The organism is Bacillus sp. GbtcB14 (genome assembly GCF_019091205.1).
GTDB lineage: Bacteria > Bacillota > Bacilli > Bacillales > Bacillaceae_G > Bacillus_A > Bacillus_A cereus_AG.
The window spans coordinates 445,141-464,763 of record NZ_JAGXJT010000005.1; the positions used below are offsets into that span (position 1 = coordinate 445,141).

Below are 19,623 nucleotides of genomic sequence, written 5' to 3' on the forward strand. Positions count from 1 at the left end.
AGTTGTTTGAAAGCACGGGTTTGATTACTAATCAAATCCGTGCTTTTTATTCGCTTGATATACTAGTTTAAAATGCAGCATTTTAATATAAATAATCATTATGATTTTGTAAGTGTTCCTTGATGGAAAAACATTTGCCATTTTCCATCTATCATTTTCCAAATGGAGCTTCGCAAAGTATTCTGCATTCTAGTTTCATCTCTTACACGATATGTCGCCAACACGGTACCTTCTGATAAAGAGTATATTTCAAAATTAGAAAGAGTCATTTTTCTCACGCTAAGTCCACTTCCACCAACAAAATCATTCTTATACCAAACATTCCCCGAACTACCAAATTCAAAAAAATCGACTGCAAGTAATTTGTCTAGTTCTTCTGGTGCTGTACGAGTTTTAGGTTCTAATAGCTTTTCCTCTAGTTCACATAAATGCTTTTTTAATTCAGAATGCTTTTTCACGTGATCAGCCCCATATATTAATTATTGTACAAAAACTAAACTGCTCTTTTTAACTAACGAAAAGGATTTTGACTAGTTAGATAATTGGTTGCGTATTATTATAATGCCAGTATAGAAGCGTTGTAAACATTTGTCGTATCTAATCCCAAATTAAAGGTCTTTCCAAGTTAACCATTCGTAAATATTGTAAAAATTGCCCTGCATGGACCGCATCATGATAGGCAATTCGTAATAGCATATCACCTAAATATCTTTGATAGCCAACATCGCTTCGATCAATAAGGGTTGAATCTAGCTCAGTTATACTTATGGATTGAACATATTCTATGAAGTCAGTAAAGTATGATTGTGCCAATTCAATTTCTTTTTTTACACAAGTAATTGGCTCGTCATCATACGGGATATGTATGTCATTTATTGAGCCGTTGTTTTTTAAAATCATATGATAGTAAAAAGTTGAGCTCCATACATGACGAATCATCTCACCAAAGGACATCGCTTCATTATCAGGCTTCCAATTAAGAAATTTATCGGGAAGAGAATTCCATAATTTTTCTGAGCGCCTTCGGGTTTCTTTCAAATTTAATATACTAAGATCAATTGTATTCATAATACATTCTCCTTTACTATTTAACTTAAAATAATTGTATCAATTTAACAGTTAGGGTATCATCGAAATATGAATGTATATCCGAATATCTCATATATAGCTAAACTAATTGCTGAACCTACAAGAGCAATCATCTTAGATTGTTTAATGAATAATCAGGCACTACCTGCTAGTGAATTGGCTTATATGGCAAAAGTGTCACATCCAACGATTAGTTCCCATCTTTCTAAATTAGTAGAGGGGAATCTACTTACAGTTGAACAACATGGTAGACATCGTTACTATCGACTTGCTAATCAAGAGGTAGCAGAAGTTCTTGAAAAGTTAGGAACAATCGCACCAACAGCCCCAGTTCGCTCTTTAAAACAATCGGATCAACTAAAACAAGTTCGTTATGCTCGAACTTGCTATGATCATCTTGCAGGCAGACTTGGTGTAGAGATAACTGAAAAATTACTACATAAGGAATTTATAATTTTAAAGGAAGGAGAATACATTGTAACGGAACAAGGTAAACAATGGTTTCTGAATTTTGGAATAAATGTTGAAACGGCAAATATAAAGAGGAGGATATTTGCAAAACCTTGTCTTGATTGGAGTGAACGACGCTACCATATTTCTGGTTGGTTAGGATCTGCGATAGCAAAACTGTTTTTTGAACAAGAATGGATTACAAAAACGGATAAAACTCGAGCCGTCCATCTTACAAAAAAAGGTATGAAGTTATTGAAAGACCAATTAGGCATTGACATGGAAAATAAAAAAGTCCATCAAAATGCAGTGCCTCCTGTCGAGTAAACAGTATGAAATAACCTGAGTTCTATATTTATATAGACTCAGGTTATTTAAATTGTTTAAAAGTCTTTGATGATATTTGCGCACGGCAACTTTAGCCTCATTCGCTTTACGGAAAGAGGCTAAATGAAAACAAAGTAGTAGAAGTAATTCTATTAAATTAGTAATCATATTACTTGAAATTTATGCGTAAGAATATAGTAAATGAAGGGAGATATAAAATGAATAAAGTGAAATTAAAAGTATTAAATGTAAGATATGTAGTGATATGTATTTTATTCACGATTATATGTATCCTCACTTCATTCTTTATTTCTAGTAATTCAAACGTATTTAAATCGTATTATATTAATCAGTTATTGGGAACGAATTCTACTAAAGGTCTTATGTACATGATAGGAAGTGAAAATCGTTATTTTGCAGAAGAATTCCATAAAGAAAAAGGACGAGCGTCTCTGGAATCTTTTTTACTTTCACTTTCTACAAACATTAATGTAAATGATCTCCGAAGTTTATTAACTCGAGAACTTCCTAATATGAATCAATTTTATTCGGAAATATTGATTGCTGGGGAAGGAACAGATTATACGAACATTCCGGAAGAATCCAGTATTCCTTTAGATAACATTAAAGATAAAGGTACTGCTATTGAACACCCAAAGAGTGGGAAAGAAAACAATTCTACTGGTGAAAATCCAAATACACAAAATAACGGTGAAAATAAGGTTTTTATTTATCATACACATAGTTGGGAGTCGTTTATTCCTCTAATTCCAGGTGCTGCTATACCCGATGATGCTTCTAGTACAAATAATGAAGTGAATATTACGTTTGTTGGAAATTATTTGAAACAAAAGTTAGAAGAAAAAGGAATCGGTGTTTCACATGATACGACAAATATGAGGGATTTTCTGCGAAATAAAAATTTAAATTGGGCCCAATCTTACAAAGGGTCCCGTCAAATATTACAAGATAAATTGGCACAAGATAAAAATATTATGTTTCCAATGGACCTTCATAGAGATGATGCACGAAAAAATACTACTACAAAAAATATTAACGGAAAGAATTATGCCCGGCTTTACTTTATTTTAGGACGAGAAAATCCTAACTATGAAAAAAATAAAAAAATAGTAACGGCAATAAATTCATATTTAGATGATAAGTATTACGGTTTAAGCCGAGGGATTTTTATTAAAGATCGTAAAAGCGGTAACGGAGTGTATAATCAAGATCTTTCTCCAAATGCATTACTTATTGAAATGGGAGGGGTAGATAATACACCAGAAGAATTGTATGCGTCAGTAGACGCATTAGTAGAAGCATTTAGCCACTATTATAATGGAGTAACTAAGAAAAATAACTAAATATATAGGGGAAACCTAGTGTTTTTGTAAAATAAAAAGGAGTAACACCTAGTCTGAAGTTCTAGGAGGCTACTCCTTTTTTATAGAATTATCAATTTAAAAAATCTTTCTTTTCATTCTTCTTTTTATAGTTTTAAAGGAGAAAGCTAGGTTTCTTATTTTTACTAATGTTATAATAAGAAAAAAGCACGAAAAGAGGTCATCTCATGCTAGAGGTTATTGCAACATGTTTAGAAGATGTAAAACGAATTGAACGAGCTGGCGGGAAGCGAATTGAATTAATTTCATCTTATACAGAAGGCGGTTTAACGCCGAGCTATGCATTTATTAAAAAAGCGGTAGAAGCAGTACATATACCGATTCACGTTATGATTCGTCCGCATGCGAAGTCTTTTACATATACGGAAGAAGAAATTGAAATGATGAAAGAAGATATTGTAGTTGCTCAGAAATTAGGAGTAGCTGGTGTTGTATTAGGTGTATTAAATGAACGAAATGAAGTAGATGAAGAGAAACTAGCGGATTTATTATCTGTGGTAGAGGGGATAAATGTCACATATCACCGAGCAATAGACGACACAGAAAGTCCAGTAGAAGCGATGAGAACTTTAAAGAAGTTTCATAAAGTGACTCACGTCTTAACTTCAGGTGGGCAAGGAAATATAGTTGATAATATTCCGATGCTTACAGAAATGCAAAAGGTAAGCGATGGTCAAATTCAACTTGTAGCTGGAGCTGGCGTGACGAAAGAAAATATAAAGCGATTGCTAGATGAAACTGGAATTTCGCAAGCTCATGTCGGTACAGCGGTAAGAGAAGGGAAATCATGTTTTGCTGAAATTGATCCTAATTTAGTACAGGAATTAGTTCAAATCATACAATAAACACGTAAGAAAGAGGAGAAACGATGAAGGAAAATACGAAGAAAGAATTATTCTCATGGGCTAAAACGATAGGATTTACCCTTGTATTAATCGCTATTATTCGCGGTGTCTTATTTACACCGTCATTAGTACAAGGTGAATCGATGATGCCCACTTTAGAAAATAACGAACGAGTTCTTGTGAATAAGATTGGTTATAGTATAAGTGGATTAGAACGCTTTGATATTATCGTCTTCCACGGAAAAGAAGGATACGATTTAGTAAAAAGAGTAATTGGTTTACCAGGCGATACAGTTGAGTATAAAAACGATGTGTTATATGTAAACGGAAAAGCGATGGAAGAACCATATTTAAAAGAGTTTAAAGAAAAAGCAGCAGGCCGTGTATTAACTCCAGACTTTACGTTAGAACAAATCACAGGAAAAACGAAAGTGCCAGAAGGCCAAGTGTTTGTTTTAGGAGATAATCGTGAAGTTTCTAAAGACGGTCGTATGTTCGGATTTATTTCAGAAGATGAGATTGTCGGAAAAGGACAAGCTGTTTTCTGGCCGTTGAAACAAGTAAGAGCGTTATAAAGAAAAAGTATGGGAGAAATATTCTTCCATACTTTTTTTGTCATATTTATTTAAATGTTTGGCTTGGCTATAACTTGAACTTTTGAAAGAGAACCATCATTATTTCTAAAATTGATCTTGTATTCACCTTCAGGAAGCCAATCACTCCAATTTATACTAAATTCACTTATTGCTTGTTCCCCAGGTTTTAAAGTTCCATCAATCATCCAAGAATCTTTAGCGTTATATAAAGTGTAACGCAGAGGAGAATCGCCTATATTTTTTACAAGAACGCTTAAGTCATCCCCATGAGAGTAGTTAAAGCCAGAAATACTTGATCCGAAAAAATGAATTTCTTCGTTCGCTATTTTATGATGTTGTGCAACTTTAGCGGCTGAATGAGTATCTTCATTTGTCGCAAAAATCACATTATAACCTATACAAAAAGATAACATAATGGCAGGAATCACTAGCAGTTTTTTCAAAAGAAACACTCCTCACATTTTATTGTACATATACCATAATAAATCAAATGGTTCGAAAGGATTATAGTCTAATATAAAAATTTACAGATGTATGTAATTATTTATGCTTATTTTAAATTACTGACAAAATATATCGGATTATGTGCTTGAAAAAAATATTGATAGAATTGAAAGAATATTTTATAATTTTAAATTATATGTTTGTTTCGAAAAACGGAATTCAAGTTCCGCATTTCGGAACAAGAGGGAGATAGAATGAGTATAAATAAAACGGCAGTTAAGACAATGGATATTTTAGAGTTGTTTTATGAGTATGAAGAGCTAAGTTTAACAGAGATGGTTCAGCTTACGAGTATGCCGAAAACATCTGTATATCGTTTAATTGGCTCGTTAGAAGAAATGGAGTTCTTACAAAAAAACGAGAAGGGGAAATATCGTTTAGGGGTCGTATTTTTACGGTTCGGTCAACTTGTTTCACAAAGATTATCAGTAAGGAATATTGCGATCCCATATATGAAAGAGCTTAGAGATAGTTTAGGCCAGGCAGTTAATTTAATTATTCAAGATGGTAATGACGCGATTTATGCGGAAAAGATGGAAGGCGTTCAGCCTGTACGCGTGTATACGGCAGTTGGAAGAAGAGCGCCACTTTATGCGGGTGCATGTCCGAGAATTTTACTATCATATTTTTCTGAGGAAGAGAAACGGAAATACATAGAGGAAACGGATTTAAAACAGTTTGCAGATGGAACAATTGTGGATAAGGAACAATTGTTAGAAGTGTTGCAAATGGCGAAAAAGGAAGGACATACAATTAGCTACTCGGAGTTAGAAAATCATACAGCGGCTATAGCAGCGCCCATTTTCGCAAGCGATGGAACGGTTGTAGCGGGTATTAGTATTTCGGGATTAGCAATTGAGTACAGCGAAAGTAATATTTCATATTTTATCGCGAAGGTGAAAGAAACAGCGAATCGCATTTCGAAAGAACTCGGCTTTTTGGCATAGAAAGAGGGAGTGGGATGAAATTTTCTGCGTTAGGGGATCAAGCAATTATTGTTACATTTGGTGAAGAAATCGGGATGGATGTATACGGAAAAGTACAACGACTATTTCAAGCGTTGCAGCAACATCCATTTGCAGGAATGATTGAATGCGTTCCGTCGTTTACTTCATTAGCCGTTTACTACAATTTATATGAAGTATGGAAAGGAAATGATAGAAAGATAAGACCGTATGATTACGTATGCGAATACATAACAGGAATGTTCGATACGTATAAGGAAGAGTTGAAACGAGATGTGAAACATATTTCTATACCAGTTTGTTACGGAGGAGAATATGGACCTGATTTAGAAGAGCTCGCACATTATCACGGTTTGCAAGTAGAAGATGTCATTCGTATACATAGTGAAACAACATATTTTGTGTATATGTTAGGTTTTACACCAGGGTTCCCGTATTTAGGAGGACTATCAAAAGAACTAGCAACACCTAGAAAAGAAATACCGCGGTTACAAATCTCTCCTGGTTCAGTAGGTATTGGCGGAAATCAAACAGGTATTTACCCGCTTGAAACACCGGGTGGATGGAATATTATTGGCCGAACACCAATCTCCTTATTTAATCCGGAAGAAGAAACACCAACGTATACCCAAAGCGGTATGTATTTACGATTTATCCCAATAACGAAGGAAGAGTACATATCACTTGAGGGGGCTAAAGAATGGATGTAGAGGTTTTGCATGCAGGTATGTTTACAACAGTCCAAGATTTAGGGCGATCTCATTATCAGCAATACGGTGTACCTGTTGGCGGGGCTATGGATCAAAGTGCACTTCGGATAATCAATATGTTAGTTGGTAATGACGAGAATGAAGCGGGACTCGAAATGACGATCATGGGGCCTAAATTGTTAATAAAGAAAACGACGTTACTTGCGATTGGCGGTGCGGATATGGAACCGTTATTGAATGGAGAACGTATCCCGTTATGGCGTCCCATTTTAGCGGAAGAAGGTAGCATGCTTTGTTTTGGGAAAGTGAAAAGTGGTTGCAGAACGTATGTAACATTTGCAGGTGGTATACATATTGATCGTACGATGGGAAGCAAAAGTACTTACATACGTGCTGCGATTGGTGGTATTGAAGGAAGAATGCTGAAAAAAGGAGATTATTTTCAAATAGGTACCCACTCAGAAATAGCGAGTCGTTTCATTCAAGATTTACAAAAGGATGAGCGAATCAAAACGAAATGGGCAATTAGCAGCAGCATACTGCCAAAGTATAAGAAATACCCTAAGCTTCGCGTCATAACTGATTTTGAATATGATCAATTTACAGAAGAAAGTATACAGGCATTTTTTTCGAAAGAGTATAAAGTATCTAATCACGCTGACCGCATGGGCTATAGAGTTGAAGGAGAAGTTTTAAATAGAGTGGAAGAAAAAGAGATTTTATCGAGTCCCGTTACATTTGGGACCATTCAAGTTCCTAATGGAGGACAGCCGATTATATTAATGGCAGATAGGCAAACGACAGGTGGCTATCCGAGAATGGGGAATATTATTTCAGTAGATTTACCACTTCTTGCTCAGCTAAAACCGGGGGACTATGTTTCTTTTGAGAAAATTACGCTTGGAGAAGCGGAACAATTGTACATAGAACAAGAAATAAATATGAATCTATTAAAGAAATTCATCGCTTTACGAAGCTGACACTAGGAGGGAAATATCGTGACGACAATCGATTTAAACTGTGATTTGGGAGAAAGTTTTGGAGCTTATAAAATGGGGAATGATGATGAAATTCTTCCGTTCGTTTCCTCTATAAATGTTGCTTGCGGTTTTCATGCGGGTGATCCGGTTGTAATGAGGCAAACGGTTGGAAAAGCTCTGCAGCACAATGTAGCAATAGGCGCACATCCTGGTTTTCCAGATTTAATTGGATTTGGAAGAAGAAATATGAATGTGTCAGCGAGTGAAGTATACGATTATGTATTGTATCAAATTGGCGCATTAGACGCATTTGTGAAAGCGGCAGGCGGGAAAATGCAACATGTAAAGCCGCACGGTGCTCTATATAATATGGCGGCGACTAATCTGGAAATTGCAGATGCAATCGCAAAGGCAATGTATCGTATTAATCCAAGTCTATTACTTTACGGATTAGCAAATAGCGAGGCATTTATACAGGCTGCAGAAAAATACAATATAACTCTCGTACAAGAAGCTTTTGCAGATCGTACGTATAAGCAAGATGGAACATTAACGAGCCGGACAGAAGAGAATGCACTTATAAAAAATGAAGACGAAGCGATAAAGCAAGTGCTTCAAATGGTGAAAGAAGGCTATGTAAGAGCGGTGAGCGGAGAGAAAGTAGCAGTTCACGCACAGACGATTTGTTTACATGGTGATGGAGAGAAAGCAGTCCAATTTGCGAAAAAAATATACAGAACATTCGAAAATAATGGTATTTCTATTTGTGCACCGAAATGAAAAATGAGGGGAAGTGCTAGAAATGATTAAATTAATCGGGATATTACTTGTTGCAGTGGGTTTTTTATTTAGGCTAAATACACTGTTAGTCGTTATGGTCGCTGGTATTGTTACTGGTATGGTTTCAGGATTAAGTTTTTATGATGTGATCAGTATGTTCGGTAAATTTTTCATAGAAAACAGATATATGTCTATGCCAATTATATTAACTTTACCGGTAATCGGAATTTTAGAGCGTTACGGTTTAAAAGAAAGAGCAGAAGCACTTATAACGAAATCAAAAGGCGCAACAACTGGAAGAGTATTAATGTCGTATTTTACGATAAGAGAATCATCAGCAGCACTTGGACTGAATATTGGTGGTCATGCACAAACAGTAAGACCGCTCGTTGCACCGATGGCAGAAGGGGCTGCGCAAGGCAAATACGGTAAGCTCCCTGAAAAGTTAAGAGAAAAGATTAAAGCAAACGCAGCAGCTGCGGAAAATACAGCTTGGTTTTTCGGAGAAGATATTTTTATCGCAACTGGTGCGATTTTATTAATGAAAGGATTCTTTGATTCAGTAGGTATGCATGTCGGTGTGTGGGATATGGCGCTCTGGGGTATTCCAACCGCAATATCTGCACTTATTGTAAGCTGGATCAGATTTAGAAGATTTGATAAATATATAGCGAAAACGATGGAATCAAAAGAAAAAGAAGAGAAGGAGGCAATATAAAATGAACATTATCACAATGGATACAATTTATTACGTATTAGGTATAATCGTTGCCTTTATCGCTGTTCGTATTGCATTTGATCGTGAACATCCAAATCGATTTGGTTCTAGCTTATTTTGGGCGTTATTTGCAGTTACATTTTTATTTGGAAATGTAATCCCTTCGTTTTACGTTGGTTGTATCGTACTCGCTATGGTCGTGTTAGCTTCACTAAACAAAGTAACAAAATCAGAGGAGAAAGAAGTTCCAATACAAGAACGTGTGAAACATGCTGAGAAATTGAAAAATAAAATTTTTATGCCTGCACTATTAATTCCTATTTTTACGATTATCGGTACATTAACGTTAGGGAAAATCAAATGGGGAAATGTCTCACTTGTTGATCCAGATAAAGTAACGCTAGTAGCATTAGCACTAGGAGCATTACTTGCGTTCGTTGCGGCGATGCGTATTACAAAGTCGAAAATAACAACGCCTGTTCAAGAAGGAAGCAGACTATTACAAGCTGTCGGCTGGGCTGTAATTTTACCACAAATGTTAGCTGCACTTGGCGGGATTTTCGCGAAATCTGGCGTTGGACAAGTCGTTTCTGATTTAGTTGGACAAGTGTTACCGACAGAATATCCGTTCGTTGCTGTTATGGCATATTGTTTAGGAATGATGCTATTTACAGTCGTGATGGGAAATGCTTTCGCAGCGTTTGCAGTAATTACTGGCGGAATTGGCTTACCTCTAATTGTACAAATGCACGGCGGGAACCCAGCAATTATGGCAGCTCTCGGTATGTTTGCTGGATATTGCGGAACGCTGCTTACACCAATGGCAGCAAACTTTAATATCGTTCCAGCAATGCTTTTAGAATTGAAAGATAAAAATGCCGTTATTAAGGCTCAAGTACCAATTGCTCTTTCCATTTTCATTATCAATATGTTTATTATGTACGGCCTAGTATATCGTTTCTAATTAGGAGGGGAAAACTATGAAAACAGTATTATTAACAGGATTCGATCCGTTCGGCGGAGAAAGTATTAACCCAGCTTGGGAAGTCGCAAAAAGTTTACATGAAAAAACAATCGGAGAGTACAAGATTATTAGTAAACAGGTACCAACTGTATTTCATAAATCAATACAAGTTTTAAAAGAATATATAGAAGAACTAAATCCTGAAATGATTATATGCATTGGGCAAGCTGGGGGCAGACCAGATATTACGATAGAGCGTGTCGCAATTAATATTGATGATGCAAGGATTGCTGATAATGAAGGGAATCAGCCAGTAGATGTACCAGTTGTAGAAGAAGGACCGGCTGCCTATTGGTCTACGCTTCCGATGAAAGCAATTGTAAAAAGACTACAAGCAGAGGGCATACCAGCTTCCGTTTCACAATCAGCAGGTACATTCGTTTGTAATCATATATTCTACGGTCTCATGCATGAACTAGAAAAGCATGATAAGAAAATAAAAGGCGGATTTATTCATATTCCGTTTTTACCAGAACAAGCGAGTAACTATCCAGGTCAACCGAGTATGTCACTTTCTACTATTAGTAAGGGGATAGAGTTGGCAGTTGAGGTAATGACGACAGTTGAGGTAGATATTGTAGAAGTTGGGGGTACGACACATTAAGTAAGATTCTTAGGTAGTACCGAAGTGCGTATGTAGTTGTTATTTTTGTTTGGAGGAAGGATGTATCGTTAGCTTGATAATGATAGGATACATTGCACATTTCAAATTCTCCCATTTTCATGTATAATTATTTTAAAAATCGGAATTTTTAAAATTGAGGTGGGTATCTTGAAAAGTTTTGGTATGTTAGTAATCGCTACCGTGCTTTCAGCGGGCCTATTATATTATAATGCTCAATCCTTTTATAATAGGTTTGCCTCTGGAAATACATATTACTGGGTAAACGGTATCCTAGCAGTTATCTTCTTTGTATTTCTTTACAAAAATGCAAAAGATATCATTAAGAAAAACTATATAAAATAAGGAAGTTTAAAGAGTTCGTTATACAAAGACAACACCTCCTGTAAACAACTGGTATAATAAGTATAGCAATATACATAGAGGTGATTTTTGTGCAATTTGAAGAAGTACGTTCAATTTTAGAAAAAGCGAAGAAAATTACAGTGTTAACAGGTGCAGGAGCAAGTACGGAAAGCGGTATTCCAGATTTTCGTTCAGCAAATGGATTGTATGCTGATGCGAATGTGGAGATGTATTTATCAAGAGGGTACTATAACAGAAGCCCGAAAGAATTTTGGAAGCATTATAAAGAAATCTTTCAAATTAATACGTTTCATCAATATAAACCAAATCGCGGGCATCGCTTTTTAGCTGAATTAGAAGAACAAGGGAAAGATATTACGATTTTAACGCAAAATATTGACGGTTTACATCAATTAGGCGGTAGTAAGCATGTCATTGATTTACATGGAACACTTCAAACAGCACATTGTCCGAAGTGTAAAGTGGGATATGATTTGCAGTATATGATTGATCATGAAGTGCCTCGCTGCGAGAAGTGTAATTTTATTTTAAATCCAGACGTTGTTTTATACGGAGATACATTGCCGCAATATCAAAATGCGATAAAACGTTTATATGAAACAGATGTACTTATCGTTATGGGAACGTCATTAAAAGTGCAACCTGTCGCTTCATTCCCGCAAATCGCAAAGAGGGAAATCGGAGCAACGACCATTTTAGTAAATGAAGAGTTAACAGGGCAAGAATATAACTTTGATTTTGTTTTTCAAAATAAGATTGGTGAGTTTATTGACGGGGTATCGTCGGTTAAATAAGTTATTATTTTTATGAAAAACTGAGGTGTATAGAGAACACCTCAGTTTTTTGTTTGAATAACATTCATGTTATTCTTTAATAAGGGAATGGTAATAAATGGGATGTAAAATTAAAAAACTGAAAATTAAATCTTTTATTTCTTTAGTAATTAATATAAAATTCTATATATATCATATAAATAAATTTGATACATAATGATTCTATGTAGAAATGTTAATAGAATGAAGCGAGGGAGCGAAATGAGACAGAAAAAGGAGCAGAAGAAACAATCGAAAAAGAAAAAGACTCATATTCCATTTCGATTAAATGTACTATTTTTTATCGTCTTTCTTTTATTTTCAGCTATTATAATTCAATTAGGTAAAGTACAAATCATTGATGGAGAAACGTATAGAAATGAAGTAAACAAAAAGGAAGATGTAACGGTAAGCACTCCTGTTCCTAGAGGGAAAATGTTTGATCGGGTAGGTCAAGTTATTGTAAATAATAAACCGCTACGAACCGTTACATATACGAAAATGAAAGGAGCAGATTCGAAAGAAGTTTTACAAGTAGCAAAAAATTTAGCCCAGCTAATTGAAATGTCGCCAGAAGATATAAATAAGTTGACAGAAACAGATAAAAAAGATTTTTGGATGCAGTTAAATGAAAAACGAGCAGCAGAAAAAGTAACGAAAGAAGATGAGAGTGCATTTAGGAAGCAAGAGATAGAGGGGAAAGAATTAGATAAAAAAGTTGAAGAGTTGCGCCGTGAAAGAATTACGCAAGAAGAATTAAGCGAACTATCAAAAGAGGATCTAGAAGTACTAGCAATTAAAAGTAGGATGAATGCGGGATATAAAATGACGCCGCAAATTGTTAAAAAAGATGTAAGTCAAAACGAATATGCAATCGTAAGTGAAAGGTTGGCAAGTTTACCAGGAGTGGATACGACAGTGGATTGGGAACGTGAATACCCAAATGATAAAATACTTCGTTCTATCCTTGGTAGCGTTTCTACTGAAAATGAGGGTTTGCCAAGAGAGCAGTTAGATTATTATTTAGTGCGTGATTATAACCGAAATGATCGCATTGGTAAGAGCTACATCGAAAAACAATACGAAGATGCATTACATGGAACGAAAGAACAGTCTAAAAATATTACGGATAAAGCAGGGAATATTATTCGGACGGAAAAAGTGACTGAAGGAAAAAGCGGAAATAATTTAATGTTAACTGTTGATATGGAGTTACAGAAAAAAGTAGAGGAAAGTCTTGAAAAGAATTTACGAGCATTTCATTCTGCAGAGCCAATGATGGATCGTGCGTTCGTTGTAATGATGAACCCGAAAAACGGTCAAATTTTATCAATGGGTGGAAAGAAAATTGTAAATAAAGATGGCGGAATGCAGATAGAAGACTTTGCTTTAGGAACGATGACAAGTTCTTATGAGTTAGGGTCAACTGTGAAAGGCGCTACGTTATTAGCCGGATATCAAACTGAAACAATTAAGCCGTATACGCATTTCTTTGATGCACCGATGTATTTTAAAGGAAGTGTCAAGCCAAAGAAATCGTGGAAAGATTTTGGTGATATTGATGATTTAAGAGCTTTACAAGTTTCATCAAACGTTTATATGTTTAATACAGCATTAAAAATGGCAGGTGTAAATTATGTACCAAACAATCCGCTAGATATTAAAAAAGAGACATTTAATAAAATGCGCTACTATTTTAGACAGTTCGGATTAGGTGTACCGACTGGAATTGACTTGCCGAATGAATCGATTGGTCAAATGGGTAGAACAGATAACATACCTGGTTTTTTACTTGATTATGCGATTGGACAGTACGATACATATACGCCGCTGCAACTTGCTCAGTATATTTCAACAATTGCAAACGGCGGTTACCGAATGAAACCACAAATTGTACAAGAAGTGAGAGAGCAACCACATAGACCAGAGGATATTGGAAAAGTTGTTCGGTCTATAGAACCAGTTATTTTAAATCGAGTGGATATGGACACTTCATATATTAATCATGTAAAAGAAGGGTTTAGAAGAGTATTTCAAGAGACTGACGGGACAGGTACTGCAACGTTTAAAGGATTACCGTATAAACCAGCTGGAAAAACAGGAACAGCTGAAACCGTATATGGTGGGGAAAGTGATATTGGAAGAGATGAAAACAATAACAGAAAAAAATGTTATAATTTAACTCTTGCCGGTTATGCACCATATGATGCTGATCCGGAAGTAGCTTTCTCAGTTGTTGTACCATGGGTGAATGATGACAAATCAGGAATTAATTCCGCGATTGGTAAAGAGATTTTGGATGCGTATTTTGAATTGAAAGCGAAAAGAACGGGTGGAAATCCAGTCCCAGTAGAACAACCGAACAAGGCCCAGTAAAAATAGTATCACTGCATGGAGATATATTGTGCAGTGATCTATTTTTTGAGTTAAAAAGCGTTTAAATAAGGTGGGAATGGATATGAAACAGGAAATTAAAAGAGGCTGGGGGAAATACATACTCTTCGTGTTTGTTTTGGTAGTAGCCTATCATTCTTTTACTTTATGTAAAGTGGAAGGGAAATCGATGCAACCAACTTTATATGAAGAAGATTACGTATTTGTAAATAAAGCAGCAGTACATTTTTCTAATTTAGAGCACGGAGAAATTGTCATTATAAAGGAAGAGGATGAGTCGAAATATTATGTGAAACGAGTAATAGGACTTCCAGGTGACGTAATTAGCATAACGAATGGATCAGTATATGTGAATGATAAAAAGCAAGAAGAACCGTATACAAATAAAGATTTATTCAATAATACGCAGGTGTTTTACAACTTTCAAAAGACAAAAATCCCGCCAAATAAGTTATTTGTAATGGGAGATAATCGTGAACTTAGTAGAGATAGTCGAAATGGCCTAGGATATATTGAAGAAGATAACATAATAGGAAAAGTGGAGTTTGTATATTATCCTTTTTCAAAGATGAAGATCATAGAATAAGTGGGGATGAACAAAACCCCACTTATTAACGTTTCACTTTATTTTCTTTAAAAAACCTTTTGGATTAAATGATATGAAAAACTTATGTTTAGATTCATCGATTATGAAATTTTTATTTGTAGCTAAAAACTCTTCAACAGCTTCCATTGGACCAGGACCCCAATCAGGATAAACAGGATTTCCGTTAATAGATGTATCCTCTACAATAATATAACTGCCAGTCGTAACGATAGATTGATAAAGTAAAAGTTCTTTTGCTACATGCTCTTTACTATGGTCTGAATCTAAAATAACTAAAATTACATCAGCAGGTTTGCGCATATTTAATATAGTTTGAACGGCCTGTACAGAAACAGAAGAAGCTGTTACATACGTAATTCGGTCATGGGATGGACGATTTGGTTGAGGGAATATATCAATAGTAACAACGTGACCCTTCCCGATTAAATCTAATATAGAAGCTAAATACAATGCGCTACCACCATAACAAGTGCCGCATTCAATAATTAAATCGGGTTTTAATTCGTAAATAATTTCTTGATACAAAAAAAGATCAGAGGGAAGCTTGAGAATGGGGACCCCGAGCCAATGTGTATCATGTAACCAAACATTGCTGTCGTAATAAAGTTTTAGAAATTCATTGCTTATAGTATCGATGTTAATTCTCCTTTCTAAAAAGGATTCTTTCGCTTTACGTAAAGTGTTTACGTATGAAAGTTGTACTATATATTATGTAGTAAGGAATTGTAAGGCGAGTGTTTTTACTTAAAAATAAACTAAATAACTCATGTGTAAAGAAAGGTAATGGACGTATGTATAAGTACACAATTTGCTTCATTAGAAAAGGAAATGAAATACTCTTATTGAATAGAAATAAAAAGCCGAATGCCTTATAGGATTGGGCTTTTTGCAAGGGGAAAATTTTATTCTATATAATTTTTTTAATAGTATAGTGTTGTTTTACAATAAAATATGAAATTTGCATTTTTATATGAAAATTATTAAATTGTTCGGTTTTCCTGATAACTCTTGAGAAAAAAATAAAATGTGTATTTTTACCATTTCTTGTTGTGATATGAAGAAACGCTTACAAATATAGGGAAATGCGCTTATCACAAGGGATGGGAGTTGTTATGATGAAAGTCGCAAAGAAAAAAATAGTACCGTTGTTATTAGTAGGTGGAATACTTGCTGGGGGAGGTATTGTAGCTGAAACTGCGTATGGAGCTGAAACGGAAGTTTTTCAGCCAAAGTCAGTAGAGTATGAGATTCAGATGATGAAAGATAGTGGCATGACGTTGGAACAGGTAAAACAATTTGTTGAAATTTCTAAAGAAGGAAAAGAGTTTTTCGAAAAAGATGCGAAAATTAAAGCGGAAAACGATTTGAAAGAGATTGATGAGTTAAAAACAACACATCCAGAAGAAGCGAAAGAATTGTATTCTAAAATTGATGATCCTGCATATAGTCAAAATGAATTAAATGGTCTTGTTGCGTTAGCAGGATCTGCTTTAGGTACAAAAGGGATGTTTTAGTCAGTTATGAAATTAATTCTGGAAGTTCTTCTATCGGTGTAGGACACACAGCGATCGTATCAAAAGATAGTAGTCGTACAATAGAATCATTTGCAAAAAGTTGGAGTCCAACTGGAAAAGATGGAGTCCAATATTACCCTAATACATGGAAAGGACGTTCTAAAGTTTATGGTCTATGGGTGAAGGGAGCTAACAATACAAAATATTTAAATGCAGCTTCATATGCTCAGGGACAAATTGGAAAAGGTTATAATTGGTCATTCTTCGATAAAAATAGAACGGATAAGTTTTATTGTTCTCAATTGGCATGGCGTTCTTGGAAAAATCAAGGTATTGATATTGATAATGTTACTTGGGACACTGTTGTTACACCAATGGAATTAGTAAAATCATCAAATACTACTATTTTCTATTCTAATTGATAAACAATATTTTATAGAGCAATCGGCATTTAATTGTCGATTGCTTTCACTATATATGTGGGGTGATTACATGCTAAAGAAATATATTTTAATAGCTAAAGTTATAATATGTACAATGTTTCTTTTTGTAGGTTGTTCTAAAAATATTAATGACAATAAAGAACTTAAAAATATTCAAAAAGCAGATTATCTTGTTTCCTATTCAAATGCAATGAAAGACGGTGGTTACATATATGGATATGATAAGAAAGGAAATGAGATTAGTAAAATAGAGATAGATGGACAAAGTATGATGAGTAATGCAAAAGATGAAAAGGGGTACTATTTCTCATCAAATAGAAATAACAATCATTATGCTATTGATAAGATAGGCAAGATACAAGAGATAAATAGACCTAAAGAATTACAAGATGTAAACGCAGGGGCATATTTCATCCATGCAGAGCAAGGGTATGTATATTATGATGTAAATATTGGATTGGTGGACGAAAAGAAGGGATATACAAGTGAACTTGTATATTGGAAAGAGAGTGATAAAAAGCAAGAAAGTGTAGAACTAAAAGGAACGATTCAAGGGGCGCATATTATTCAGAATAACATGTACGCATTTTCACAAACGTTAGATAAAGTATATATTTCAGAAATAGATTTGGCGACAAATAAAAAGATAAACGAATTTGAAATTCCTAATGAAAATGTGTATTTTGCACCAACTGCTCAAAAAGTAATTTTTCAAAAGTATAAAGATAAATTATTACTCGTATTAAGTGATAATGTGAATCAAAAGTTACCACCTAAATTAATTATGGTAAATACGAAGACTAGAGTAGTAGAAAAAGAAACGATATTAGACGAAAAGCAATTCATACCTGTTCTAGTGCAGATAATTGATAATAAGGTGTATGTTTTAAATAATGATGAGAAAATGAAAGAATTAGATGAGAATTTGAACATCATACGCACATATTCATTACAAAGTGACAAAAATACAAAAATCAATAGAGAGGATAAAGGGATTTCAGATATACAAGTACATGGTAATAAGGTGTATATCTTATACAAAGATATGAATCCAAAGAGTAAAACGAAACAATTGGTAGCTGAGATTGAAGGATATGATGTGTTAACTGGAGCTAGTATTGAAAAGACTACTTTAAAATTAGATGAAAAATGGGATGATATTACTTTTCTCGTATTGAAAGAGTAAATAAAATGATGTGAAGGAGATAACTTAAATTATGGCATTCAATAGTGAGGAATAACTAAATGAAGCTATCCAAGAAGCTAAAGCAAGTCTAGCAATAGAGAGTATGATTATTACAAAAGAAATGGAAAAAATTATTAAAGCGAAGGTAACAGGAAAGATAACGCACAAGCAACTTATTACATTAGCTGATGCGATTGCAAGGCGTGAACTTACTTAACAATCTAGAAGGCACCACAAACTTTTGTTAAATAAACGGGAAAAAGTGATGGTAGACCCAACTCTCAGGCTGTAGATAAACTATTTTTGGAGAGTTCAGATGCTAAAAAATAGTTTGTCTCTTGCTGTATGGCGAATTTATCCAACAATATATATACGTAGTACGTTCTATGCTACAATTTACTATAAGTGAGGAAGGAAGGTGTCTTATGAAAATATCTGTTTATGTTGCAAGTGCATTTAGCAAGGATCATAAAGGCGGAAATAAAGCAGGAGTGGTATTTATGGAGAATACATTGACTACTACTCAAAAAATGGCAATAGCCAAACAACTGGGCTATGCGGAAACCGCATTTATATCAGAATCTGAAGTTGCTGATTATAAAATTGAGTATTTTACACCAAAAGAGGAAGTTGATTTATGTGGTCATGCCACAATTGGCTCTTTCGCGATACTGATGCATGTAAATAAACTTTTCAAGAATCGCTATACGATTGAAACGAACAGCGGTGTTCTTACTATTACCATAAAAGATGATATTATATTCATGGAACAAAACGAACCGATATTCTATGATGTTATATCTCCAAATGAGTTTATCGACTGCTTTGACATTGAAGATATAGACAATACATACCCAATTCAAATTGTCTCCACGGGCTTAAAAGATATTTTAGTTCCTATAAAAAGCGAAACACAATTACATACACTGCAACCTAATTTTGAAAAAATTAAAGAAATCAGCAAGTATTATAATGTTGTCGGGATGCATCTATATACTTTTAATGACAATCGAATTATATGCAGAAACTTTGCTCCACTATACGACATTAATGAAGAAGCAGCGACTGGAACTTCAAATGGTGCATTAGCTTGCTATCTTTATGAACAGCACTACTTACAAAAAGAAGTCTATGTATTTGAACAAGGTTATTCTTTACACTCGCCTTCCGAAATATTAGTTAAATTAGCAACCGATAGCGAGAATAAAATAGAAAAAGTTTATGTTGGTGGCAAAGGCTATTACTGTGAAACAAAGTGTTTAAATATAGAAAATATTGAGTGAAAATA

The 19,623-nt window shown here is 34.7% G+C and carries 23 protein-coding genes and 1 pseudogene; 20 read left to right on the forward strand and 4 right to left on the reverse strand.

Features of this window, described 5'->3' with window-relative positions; all coding sequences use genetic code 11:
* Nucleotides 1-98: 98 nt before the first annotated feature.
* A complete protein-coding gene (locus tag KVT31_RS17875) occupies nucleotides 99-458 on the reverse strand; it encodes a nuclear transport factor 2 family protein (protein ID WP_088096881.1) in 360 nt (119 codons plus the stop codon).
* 139 nt (nucleotides 459-597) lie between these two features.
* A complete protein-coding gene (locus KVT31_RS17880; RefSeq protein WP_088096880.1) occupies nucleotides 598-1,068 on the reverse strand; it encodes a DinB family protein in 471 nt (156 codons plus the stop codon).
* Between the two features lie 69 nt (nucleotides 1,069-1,137).
* Here KVT31_RS17880 and KVT31_RS17885 point away from each other — a divergent pair, with 69 nt between their 5' ends.
* From KVT31_RS17885 to lepB (KVT31_RS17900), 4 genes are all read left to right on the forward strand, one after another.
* Nucleotides 1,138-1,866 (forward strand): ArsR/SmtB family transcription factor, encoded by a 729-nt coding sequence (locus tag KVT31_RS17885; RefSeq protein ID WP_088096879.1) that lies wholly within the window; start codon nucleotides 1,138-1,140, stop codon nucleotides 1,864-1,866.
* A gap of 218 nt (nucleotides 1,867-2,084) precedes the next feature.
* The gene (locus KVT31_RS17890) at nucleotides 2,085-3,230 is read left to right on the forward strand and encodes a stage II sporulation protein P (RefSeq protein ID WP_088096878.1); all 1,146 of its coding nucleotides are present in this window, start codon (nucleotides 2,085-2,087) and stop codon (nucleotides 3,228-3,230) included.
* A 206-nt stretch (nucleotides 3,231-3,436) separates the two neighbouring features.
* Nucleotides 3,437-4,114, forward strand: coding sequence for a copper homeostasis protein CutC (locus tag KVT31_RS17895; RefSeq protein ID WP_088096877.1), 678 nt, complete (start codon nucleotides 3,437-3,439; stop codon nucleotides 4,112-4,114).
* A gap of 23 nt (nucleotides 4,115-4,137) precedes the next feature.
* Nucleotides 4,138-4,689, forward strand: a complete 552-nt coding sequence (gene lepB / locus KVT31_RS17900) for a signal peptidase I (protein WP_000662493.1) — start codon at nucleotides 4,138-4,140, stop codon at nucleotides 4,687-4,689.
* Between the two features lie 50 nt (nucleotides 4,690-4,739).
* Here the strand turns inward: lepB (KVT31_RS17900) and KVT31_RS17905 are convergent, their stop codons facing one another.
* Entirely contained in the window at nucleotides 4,740-5,153 is a 414-nt protein-coding gene (locus tag KVT31_RS17905; RefSeq protein WP_088096876.1) for a hypothetical protein, read from the reverse strand.
* Between the two features lie 255 nt (nucleotides 5,154-5,408).
* Between KVT31_RS17905 and KVT31_RS17910 the strand changes: the two genes are divergently transcribed.
* The 11 genes from KVT31_RS17910 to lepB (KVT31_RS17960) all read left to right on the forward strand — a co-directional run bounded on the left by KVT31_RS17910 (nucleotide 5,409) and on the right by lepB (KVT31_RS17960) (nucleotide 15,171).
* Nucleotides 5,409-6,161, forward strand: a complete 753-nt coding sequence (locus KVT31_RS17910) for an IclR family transcriptional regulator (protein WP_088096875.1) — start codon at nucleotides 5,409-5,411, stop codon at nucleotides 6,159-6,161.
* Between the two features lie 14 nt (nucleotides 6,162-6,175).
* Entirely contained in the window at nucleotides 6,176-6,889 is a 714-nt protein-coding gene (pxpB, locus tag KVT31_RS17915) for a 5-oxoprolinase subunit PxpB (protein WP_088096874.1), read from the forward strand.
* On the forward strand, nucleotides 6,880-7,869 hold the full coding sequence (locus tag KVT31_RS17920; RefSeq protein WP_088096873.1) for a 5-oxoprolinase subunit C family protein: 990 nt from the start codon (nucleotides 6,880-6,882) through the stop codon (nucleotides 7,867-7,869). The genes pxpB and KVT31_RS17920 overlap by 10 nt, the downstream gene beginning before the upstream one ends.
* An 18-nt stretch (nucleotides 7,870-7,887) precedes the next feature.
* Complete coding sequence (pxpA, locus tag KVT31_RS17925) at nucleotides 7,888-8,649, forward strand: 5-oxoprolinase subunit PxpA (RefSeq protein ID WP_088096872.1); 762 nt, start codon at nucleotides 7,888-7,890, stop codon at nucleotides 8,647-8,649.
* Between the two features lie 22 nt (nucleotides 8,650-8,671).
* A complete protein-coding gene (locus KVT31_RS17930) occupies nucleotides 8,672-9,367 on the forward strand; it encodes a DUF969 domain-containing protein (protein ID WP_060631398.1) in 696 nt (231 codons plus the stop codon).
* A 1-nt stretch (nucleotide 9,368) separates the two neighbouring features.
* A complete protein-coding gene (locus tag KVT31_RS17935) occupies nucleotides 9,369-10,331 on the forward strand; it encodes a DUF979 domain-containing protein (RefSeq protein ID WP_088096871.1) in 963 nt (320 codons plus the stop codon).
* Between the two features lie 16 nt (nucleotides 10,332-10,347).
* Nucleotides 10,348-10,995, forward strand: a complete 648-nt coding sequence (gene pcp / locus KVT31_RS17940) for a pyroglutamyl-peptidase I (RefSeq protein ID WP_088096870.1) — start codon at nucleotides 10,348-10,350, stop codon at nucleotides 10,993-10,995.
* A 168-nt stretch (nucleotides 10,996-11,163) separates the two neighbouring features.
* Nucleotides 11,164-11,358 (forward strand): hypothetical protein, encoded by a 195-nt coding sequence (locus KVT31_RS17945; RefSeq protein ID WP_088096869.1) that lies wholly within the window; start codon nucleotides 11,164-11,166, stop codon nucleotides 11,356-11,358.
* An 80-nt stretch (nucleotides 11,359-11,438) separates the two neighbouring features.
* Nucleotides 11,439-12,173, forward strand: a complete 735-nt coding sequence (locus tag KVT31_RS17950; RefSeq protein WP_088096868.1) for an NAD-dependent protein deacylase — start codon at nucleotides 11,439-11,441, stop codon at nucleotides 12,171-12,173.
* A 240-nt stretch (nucleotides 12,174-12,413) separates the two neighbouring features.
* Complete coding sequence (locus KVT31_RS17955; protein WP_088096867.1) at nucleotides 12,414-14,567, forward strand: peptidoglycan D,D-transpeptidase FtsI family protein; 2,154 nt, start codon at nucleotides 12,414-12,416, stop codon at nucleotides 14,565-14,567.
* Between the two features lie 82 nt (nucleotides 14,568-14,649).
* A complete protein-coding gene (gene lepB, locus KVT31_RS17960) occupies nucleotides 14,650-15,171 on the forward strand; it encodes a signal peptidase I (protein WP_046954250.1) in 522 nt (173 codons plus the stop codon).
* 33 nt (nucleotides 15,172-15,204) lie between these two features.
* Here the strand turns inward: lepB (KVT31_RS17960) and KVT31_RS17965 are convergent, their stop codons facing one another.
* Nucleotides 15,205-15,828 (reverse strand): CmcI family methyltransferase, encoded by a 624-nt coding sequence (locus KVT31_RS17965; RefSeq protein WP_140392483.1) that lies wholly within the window; start codon nucleotides 15,826-15,828, stop codon nucleotides 15,205-15,207.
* Between the two features lie 155 nt (nucleotides 15,829-15,983).
* Here KVT31_RS17965 and KVT31_RS17970 point away from each other — a divergent pair.
* From KVT31_RS17970 to KVT31_RS17990, 5 genes and pseudogenes are all read left to right on the forward strand, one after another.
* Nucleotides 15,984-16,058, forward strand: a pseudogene (locus KVT31_RS17970) (DNA mismatch repair protein MutT); the annotation flags it as partial.
* 249 nt (nucleotides 16,059-16,307) lie between these two features.
* Nucleotides 16,308-16,706 (forward strand): MerR family transcriptional regulator, encoded by a 399-nt coding sequence (locus tag KVT31_RS30330; RefSeq protein WP_249276712.1) that lies wholly within the window; start codon nucleotides 16,308-16,310, stop codon nucleotides 16,704-16,706.
* A 179-nt stretch (nucleotides 16,707-16,885) separates the two neighbouring features.
* Entirely contained in the window at nucleotides 16,886-17,128 is a 243-nt protein-coding gene (locus KVT31_RS30335) for a YiiX/YebB-like N1pC/P60 family cysteine hydrolase (RefSeq protein WP_308162480.1), read from the forward strand.
* 70 nt (nucleotides 17,129-17,198) lie between these two features.
* The gene (locus KVT31_RS17980; protein WP_140392482.1) at nucleotides 17,199-18,335 is read left to right on the forward strand and encodes a hypothetical protein; all 1,137 of its coding nucleotides are present in this window, start codon (nucleotides 17,199-17,201) and stop codon (nucleotides 18,333-18,335) included.
* Between the two features lie 425 nt (nucleotides 18,336-18,760).
* The gene (locus KVT31_RS17990; protein WP_088096865.1) at nucleotides 18,761-19,618 is read left to right on the forward strand and encodes a PhzF family phenazine biosynthesis protein; all 858 of its coding nucleotides are present in this window, start codon (nucleotides 18,761-18,763) and stop codon (nucleotides 19,616-19,618) included.
* Nucleotides 19,619-19,623 lie beyond the last annotated feature (5 nt).